9 protein-coding genes and 1 pseudogene are annotated in these 6,936 nt (G+C 67.9%); 7 read left to right on the top strand and 3 right to left on the bottom strand.

Annotated features, from left to right (window positions below):
• Positions 1 to 191: 191 nt before the first annotated feature.
• Genes ACFYOS_RS36210 through ACFYOS_RS36200 form a run of 3 tightly spaced genes read left to right on the top strand, consistent with a single transcriptional unit; the run spans position 192 to position 2,220 of the window.
• Positions 192 to 689 carry a VOC family protein gene (locus tag ACFYOS_RS36210; RefSeq protein ID WP_387151813.1) on the top strand — a complete coding sequence of 166 codons (498 nt, stop codon included), beginning with the start codon at positions 192 to 194 and terminating at the stop codon, positions 687 to 689.
• A complete protein-coding gene (locus ACFYOS_RS36205) occupies positions 686 to 1,027 on the top strand; it encodes a YciI family protein (RefSeq protein WP_387151809.1) in 342 nt (113 codons plus the stop codon). The genes ACFYOS_RS36210 and ACFYOS_RS36205 overlap by 4 nt, the downstream gene beginning before the upstream one ends.
• Positions 1,024 to 2,220, top strand: coding sequence for an RNA polymerase sigma factor (locus ACFYOS_RS36200; protein WP_387151806.1), 1,197 nt, complete (start codon positions 1,024 to 1,026; stop codon positions 2,218 to 2,220). Before ACFYOS_RS36205 ends, ACFYOS_RS36200 begins: the two co-directional genes overlap by 4 nt.
• A gap of 68 nt (positions 2,221 to 2,288) precedes the next feature.
• Here the strand turns inward: ACFYOS_RS36200 and ACFYOS_RS36195 are convergent, their stop codons facing one another.
• Together ACFYOS_RS36195 and ACFYOS_RS36190 are read right to left on the bottom strand one after the other, a co-directional pair.
• Complete coding sequence (locus ACFYOS_RS36195) at positions 2,289 to 3,251, bottom strand: alkylmercury lyase family protein (RefSeq protein ID WP_387151803.1); 963 nt, start codon at positions 3,249 to 3,251, stop codon at positions 2,289 to 2,291.
• 48 nt (positions 3,252 to 3,299) lie between these two features.
• Positions 3,300 to 3,473: a hypothetical protein gene (locus ACFYOS_RS36190; RefSeq protein ID WP_387151800.1), complete on the bottom strand. Its 174-nt coding sequence runs from the start codon at positions 3,471 to 3,473 to the stop codon at positions 3,300 to 3,302.
• 380 nt (positions 3,474 to 3,853) lie between these two features.
• On the opposite strand from ACFYOS_RS36190, the gene ACFYOS_RS36185 reads away from it, so the two are divergent.
• The 4 genes from ACFYOS_RS36185 (at position 3,854) to ACFYOS_RS36170 (ending at position 6,384) form a co-directional block, all read left to right on the top strand.
• On the top strand, positions 3,854 to 4,060 hold the full coding sequence (locus ACFYOS_RS36185) for a hypothetical protein (RefSeq protein WP_387151796.1): 207 nt from the start codon (positions 3,854 to 3,856) through the stop codon (positions 4,058 to 4,060).
• A 429-nt stretch (positions 4,061 to 4,489) separates the two neighbouring features.
• Positions 4,490 to 4,984 carry an SAM-dependent methyltransferase gene (locus ACFYOS_RS36180; RefSeq protein WP_387151794.1) on the top strand — a complete coding sequence of 165 codons (495 nt, stop codon included), beginning with the start codon at positions 4,490 to 4,492 and terminating at the stop codon, positions 4,982 to 4,984.
• Between the two features lie 294 nt (positions 4,985 to 5,278).
• A complete protein-coding gene (locus tag ACFYOS_RS36175) occupies positions 5,279 to 5,701 on the top strand; it encodes a hypothetical protein (RefSeq protein WP_387151791.1) in 423 nt (140 codons plus the stop codon).
• Between the two features lie 338 nt (positions 5,702 to 6,039).
• Positions 6,040 to 6,384 (top strand): hypothetical protein, encoded by a 345-nt coding sequence (locus tag ACFYOS_RS36170; RefSeq protein ID WP_387151788.1) that lies wholly within the window; start codon positions 6,040 to 6,042, stop codon positions 6,382 to 6,384.
• A gap of 13 nt (positions 6,385 to 6,397) precedes the next feature.
• Here the strand turns inward: ACFYOS_RS36170 and ACFYOS_RS36165 are convergent.
• A pseudogene (locus ACFYOS_RS36165) lies at positions 6,398 to 6,841 on the bottom strand (cation transporter); the annotation flags it as partial.
• Positions 6,842 to 6,936 lie beyond the last annotated feature (95 nt).

Below are 6,936 nucleotides of genomic sequence, written 5' to 3'. Positions count from 1 at the left end.
CCGACACCATGCCCTCAACCCAACCGCATCGAACACCAGCGATAAGAGGCCCGAGGCCGAAGCGGCCGACATCAGCCGTGAATGATCGAGGCTAGGGCCACAGTTACCAGGAATCGTCCCGCTGGTTGTCGGATCTGGTTGCTCGCCGGTCGTCTGGTTGGTGGAGGCACAAACAACCGAGGAGGATCGCCATGACGGCGTCAGCCGGTTCCAACCCGATTCCCGACACCTACCGCCGCGTCACGCCCTGCCTGGTCGTACGCGGCGCCGCGAAGGCTCTGGAGTTCTACGCCGACGTGTTCGGCGCCACCGAGCGGATGCGGTTCCCCGGCCCCGACGGCAGCATCGCCCACGCGGAAATTCAGATCGGCGACGCGGTGGTCATCGTCGAAGACGAGGATCCGCAGCGCGGAACGACCGCTCCGCCGGCCGGTGGTGTGCCCGGCACCCCCGTCTTCCAGTTCATCTACGTCGAGGACGTCGACGCCGTGGTCGCCCGGGCGGTCGAGCTCGGTGCGACGATGCAGCGCGCACCGGAGAATCAGTTCTACGGTGATCGGGACGCCTTCATCGTCGACCCGTCCGGACACGGCTGGACCGTCGCCACACACGTGGAGGACGTCAGCCCCGAAGAGATGTCCCGGCGAATGGACACCCTGTTCGCAGCGAACCCGACGGAGGGCCGATGAAGTACGTGCTGATGTTCGCGGACACCGAGCAGTTCGCAGCGGACCTGGCCGCCATGGACGAGTCCGAGCGGGGACGGGCCTACGCCCGCGTGCAGCAGTGGTTCGCCGACCACCACGACAAGATCACCCACCACGCCCACCTCATGCCGCCGGACGCCGCCACCACCGTGCGACTCGACCGGGGCGAGCCGCTGGTCTCCGACGGGCCGTTCGTGGAAGGCAAGGAAATCATCAGCGGCTACGCCGAGATCGAGGTGGCTGATCTCGACGAGGCCCTGCGGGTGGCGAAGTCGTGGCCGGCCTGCCCGGTGCTGGAGATCCGACCCATCGCCGCATGATCCGGCCGACACACGCCGAGCTGGCCCGTGTGGTTCGCGACCACGCGGGTCGGCTCGCCGCGTCCCTGGTCCACCTGGTCGGCGACTTCACCACCGCCGAAGATCTCGTCCAGGACGCCGTCGAGGCCGCGCTGACGCACTGGCCCGTCGAGGGCATCCCGGACCGGCCAGACGCATGGCTGTACACCGTGGCCCGCCGTCGCGGCCTCGACCACCTCCGCCGGGAGCATCGCTATCGGCAGAAGCTCGCCCTGGTGTCCTGGCCAGCCGAGCCGCAGCCCGCCGACCGCTTGCGGCTGATCTTCACCTGCTGCCACCCGGCACTGCCCCGCACCGCCCAGGTCGCCCTGACCCTCCGGGTGGTGTGCGGGCTGACCACCGCACAGATCGCCAAAGCGTTCCTCATCCCGGAAAGCACCGTCGGTCAACGGATCACCCGCGCCAAGCGGAAGATAAGCGACGCGGGCATCCCATACCGGATCCCGTCCGCGGATGAGCTGGGCGACCGCCTCGCCGAAGTCATCGCCGTGATCTACCTGCTGTTCAACGAGGGCTACCTGTCCACCGGCGGCGACCACGCCCAGTCCCGCGATCTCGCCGACGACGCCGAGTTCCTCGCCGCGCTGCTGCATCAGCTCATGCCCACCGAACCCGAGGTCGCCGGCCTGCTCGCCCTGATCCGGCTCCACCGAGCCAGAGCCAGCGCCCGCTTCGACCACAACGCCGAAATCGTGCAGCTCCAGCACCAGGACCGATCACTCTGGAACCACCAGGCCATCGCCGAAGCCAGCCGGCTGATCGTCCGCGCCGCAGCACAGAAACGACCAGGCCCGTACCAACTGCAAGCCGCGATCGTCGCCTGCCACGCGGAAGCCGCTCGGTGGGAAGACACCGACTGGACCCAGATCGCAGTGCTGTACGACATGCTGCTGCACCTGGCACCGTCACCGGTCACCCGGCTCCACCGGGCGATCGCTCTGCGATACGTCACCGGGTCGGCAGCCGCGCTCGCCGAAGTCGACCGCCTGGCCGATGATCTGAGCGACTACCACCTTTTCCACGCCACTCGCGCCGAACTGCTCCGCGATGTCGGCGACACCGCCCAGGCACGAGCCGCCGACGAACGCGCCCTCGCCCTGACGGCCAACCCGGCCGAACGATCCCTCCTGCGCCAGCGCCTCACCTGGGCGTGAACCGGCGACGGCAGGCCCTGCGGAAACTGGGCGAAGCGTTCGACCCGACCAACTGATTGTCAGCGTTCTCAGGCGAGCAGCGGTTCGAAGATGTCGCGGCCGAGCGTCACGGCCTGGCCCTGGTCGAGAATGGTGGCGGCCAAGCGGGGATGGGCGGTGATCCACGCCTGAGCGTTGGCGGCGCTCGTGAAGAAATTGATGGTGGAGCAGCACGTGTCCACCGAGCGGCCGGTGTCCCCGGTGGCCGCGTACACGACCACCGCATCCGCGGGCTGGTAGGTGGCGGCACCGTTGGCGACGGTCACGCGAATCGGTTGGCCGGTGTGCGGATCGGCGGAGGTGATCGTCACGTCGGTGCCGAGCATGAACGGCATGCCCAACGCGTCGATGGCACACATCGCGTACACCTCGACATCGCCGAGCGACACCACGTGCGGCGTCGGCGTTGGCGAGAACGGGTAGGCCGCGACCAGACGCCCGGCGCTGTCGACGGCGACAAGATCTTCCCGGGCGAGTTCCCGCAGCGCGTCTGCTGTATCCAGGTCCGCCGCTTTCATGGCAGCACGGATGTCGGTGTCCGTGGGGGCGGTCCCGGTGGCGGCGAAATGACGCAGGATCGTCTGGTGTACCTGCCGGAGCCGGTCGGGCAGCTGCTCGGCACGGCGGGGCCGGTCGGTCCGGATAGCATTGCGCGGATGCGCGCAGCAATCCTCGGCGCTCGGCTCCGTCGCGGCGGCGGCGCGTTCGGCGCCTGTCGCCTGGCGTAGGGCGGCGCGGATGCGCTCGCCGGTGGGGATATCGAGGCGACACGCCGCTGAACCGTCGCCGCTGCCGCCCATCACGTCCACACCGTTGACGAGTATCGACGGCGACGGATAGTCCCCCACAATCTCGGTGACCACCGCGAGCGGCAGGCCGAGGTCGGCCAGCGCGGCGCGCAGCTCGTGCCGAGCCGGGGCGAGGTTCGGACAGTCGGGCACGGAACGAAGCTCGACAGCCACCCGGTCCTCGGCTACGCGATCTGCTGCCATCACAGCCCTCCTAATAAGCGGCTACTGGTGGCATGACGCTGACCACCCCTACCGGCGTTGCTGGTGCCGTTGGATCTGCTCCTGCAGCAGCGCTAGACGGACGTTGATATCGGCCAGCTGCGCTGCTGCCCGCTTCGCGCGTACGTGCAGGTCGGCCAACTCCTGCCTGAGTTGGTTCTCGGCGTGATCCGCGGCAGTGGCCGGGACCTCAGTGGTGGTCATACCTGTTCTCCCCGTGCTTGCGCAACCCGCCGAGGGGTTGCGGGTAGCGCGGACCGTAGCCGGACGTCTGACCAGGGAAACCACTGCCCCGAGCAGGCCGAGCAATTGCGCAGATCGGCCCTCCGCGCTACGGCGTGGTCGTGGATCTCGACGGCGATATTGCGGAGCCGGACACTATTCCCAGTCACCTCGTATCCGGCGATTTCGAACTTAGGAATCGGTGGATGTAACACCCCGCCAGCGGACGACGCCTGTCGATGATGGAAGGCCGGGTCGTGGCCGCCATAACCGAGCGGGACGCGCACCCAGCCCCCGCGGTCGCGCCCGGCTCCAAGCAAATCCGAACAGGACACCGTCACGTCGTCGGAGGGCATCCGTTCATGGCTAAGTCGACACCCCACACCCCGCCGCCGCTGTGGCCGACCCGCCGCGATGTCGTGGCAGTACCACCGGCGTGGAACCAGCCAACCGAGCCGCTCCGACAGCAGCCGCAGGGTTCCCGCGACTGGTCGCCGTACATCATGTTCGGCGGAATCATCCTCATCGTCGGATGCTTCGCCACCATCGTGGCCCTCCTGGCCCGCTGACCGAGGAACCGACGGCACCCACAGGTGCCCCCAGGTGGCTGTTTCCACTCGCTGGCGCGCCGCTTCGAGATCGACCGGCGTCGCCATCGCCTACGTGTCGCGTGCCGGCTGGCGCCTGCCGCCTCGGCGGTGACGGAGGGCAGGAGGTGTCGTACGACTTCGCCGACGAAGCATCGGCCCGCGGGATGGTCGACCGGACGATGAAGACCTCGGCCGGCACGTGGCGTGACGTCACCGAGGCGATCCGGCGGGAGGCCAATCGACGGTGCACTGACCAGGTTGTCCCGTCGGCCCATGCTCGCGAATCCGGCCGCTCCCTGGAGTTTTCACCTCACCGGTAGCCTCTCCCAGACAGCGTGGTCGCTCAGCAGTTCGCCAGCAGGCGGAGAGCCTGCGGCGACCAGGCACCCCAGTCGACTGAGAGGGACGATGAGTGATATCGGGAACGCCGGTCAGGCGGACGCTGCGGTCGTCAGCCGACCGGTGGCGTTTGTCGTCGGCGGTCGTGAGGAGGTGTTCGACGACGCTTGGCGGGACGTGACCGCCGTCATCCGGCTCGACGCGGGGCAGTACTCGGAGGAGGCGCTGTACGGCATCGACGCCTTCTCGCACCTGGAGTTGGTGTTCCACTTCCACCGGGTGCCCGTGGAGAAGATCGAGACGGGGGCGCGGCACCCGCGCGGAAACACCGATTGGCCGCTCGTTGGCATCTTCGCCCAGCGCGGCAAGAACCGCCCCAACCGTCTCGGCGTGTCCCGCTGCCGCCTGCATCGCGTCGACGGTCTCGATCTGCACGTCAGCGGCCTGGACGCGGTCGCGGGGACACCGGTCCTGGACATCAAGCCGTACATGGCGGAGTTCGACCCCATGGGCGAGGTGCGTCAGCCAGAGTGGTCCAGCGAGATCATGCGTCACTACTACTGAGGATTCTCGTGCGACGCACGCCCAGAGTCGAACGAACCATAATCACCGAGCCTGTGCCTCCTCCATGGTGACGCTGCTCTTGGACCTGATTCCTGGCTGCTACACGCACTGCTACAACGAGACAGGGGCCTGATCTTGTGATCGGCTCCGTTGCTGGTCGGAGGTGACACCCATCTGCAATCGTCCGGCCTCGGCCGCCACCGTTGATGTCAGCGACTGATGTCAAGTCGCCGCTGGTGCCGGCTTCCTGAAGGACGCTCGCCTGAGCCGGATTGGTCGGCCTAGATTGGCGACGTGGAGCCAGCCGCAAGGGATCACTTCGCCGACGAGTGGGCGGCACTGCTCGCCCGGGCCGAACGAGACGACGCCCTCGCCAAAGTGCATCACCCTCACTACCCGGCGATCATGGGGCCGTTGGTGCGCGCGGCCGCAGCCAGCTCGCTGGCCCGGTTCCCCCCGTACATCAGTATGTTCTTGCTCCGGTTCGACGGGCCGCTCTGCAACAACCTGCCGCCACCCGTGAGCATCGGCGTCGCCGCTGGTCCAGCTCGATATCTGGTCTGGTGGGGACAGGCATTCAGCCGCCTAGAACGGGCGACGATCGTGCAAGAGACGACCGATCCGCACGAGGCGGTGGCGCTTGCGGAACTGCTGCTGCGCAACTGGCCGTTCCCATACGAGCTACGACGGCCGCCGGCTAGATCGCGGCCGGCCTGAAAGGCGGGTCGGAGGCCATCCGCCTCCAGCCGACCCCCGTCCCACCTCGTCGTCCGACGACTCGATACAAGCTGTGTGCAGGCCGTACCGGCGCGTCCATCCTCGTGTCTGACCTCGCCCCATCGTTCGTGGCTGGTCCTAGCCGGCCTCCGCTGGCCGGGCCCGTCGCTGTCGGCGCTGCTGTCATACCTAGCGATCCGGCACGCCGTAGCCTTCGATCGTGCCGCCCTGCCTTGACGTCTACGTGTGGTTCCCGGCCTCGACCCAGGTGTCTCAAAGCCTTCGTCCACCGGTATGTCGACGGGGAGAATCCCGGCGACGAGCGGCTGGACGCGTTCATGCGGACCTTCATCTCGGGATCGCCCCGGAGTGGGGACGCAGAAGCGCTAGCGGACCTCGCCCGGAACGGAGACGCCGCAGACGGCTTTTCTACGTTCGAGCGCAACTACCGGGAGGCCATCATCACGGTCACCCGCGACGGCGCCGCCGCCTTGGGCCTGGGCCTGGACGATCCGGACAACTCTCCGCAGACGCTTGAACAGGCGAAAGCGCTTCTCGACCGCCTCCGGCAGGAGTTGTTCTCGTCCCCTGCTGGAATTGCGGGAGTCGAACTTCCACCACCCCAGTCCCGGGAGGAGTGGCACGACGACAGCCTGGTGCAGCTGCGCGATGGCGGGTCTTAGCTGCGCTGGAAGATCACGTCGCCTCGCCTGAGCAGCAGGAGCAGTCGGGCTGGCACTCGCAGGCACCGGCGTCCGCAGTCTGGGTGGGGAGTGAGTTCGCGCCGCTGACGGGCACCGTGCAGCAGGTGCCGCCGCGCCATGCCTCCCGGCCCTCATTGATCGCCACTGCGGCGATGACCAGTGCGGCCAGCGGATCGGCCCATGACCAGCCGAACAGGCTGTTGAGGCCCAGGCCGACGAGCAGCACGGCCGACAGGTAGGTGCAGAGCAGGGTTTGCTTGGAGTCGGCCACTGCCGACCGGGAACCCAACTCACGCCCGGCCCGCCGCTGCGCGTAGGACAGCACCGGCATGATGAGCAGCGACAGGGCGGCCAGGACCAGACCGATCGTGGAGTGCTCGGCTTCTCCGCTGCCGGCGAGCGCGCGCACCGATTCGACGGTGACGTACGCGGCTAGGCTTGCTTTTTAACCTTCGGCGTTCTGGCCGGACTTTGTGCGCTGTCGTGAGTGGACATGAAGACGGCCTTCGGTGATCATGTCGTCTCGCCAAA

This window comes from Micromonospora sp. NPDC005806 (genome assembly GCF_042871425.1).
Lineage (GTDB): Bacteria > Actinomycetota > Actinomycetes > Mycobacteriales > Micromonosporaceae > Micromonospora.
The sequence above is the reverse complement of the archived record's forward strand: the minus strand, read 5'-3'. Positions and strand labels throughout refer to the sequence as shown.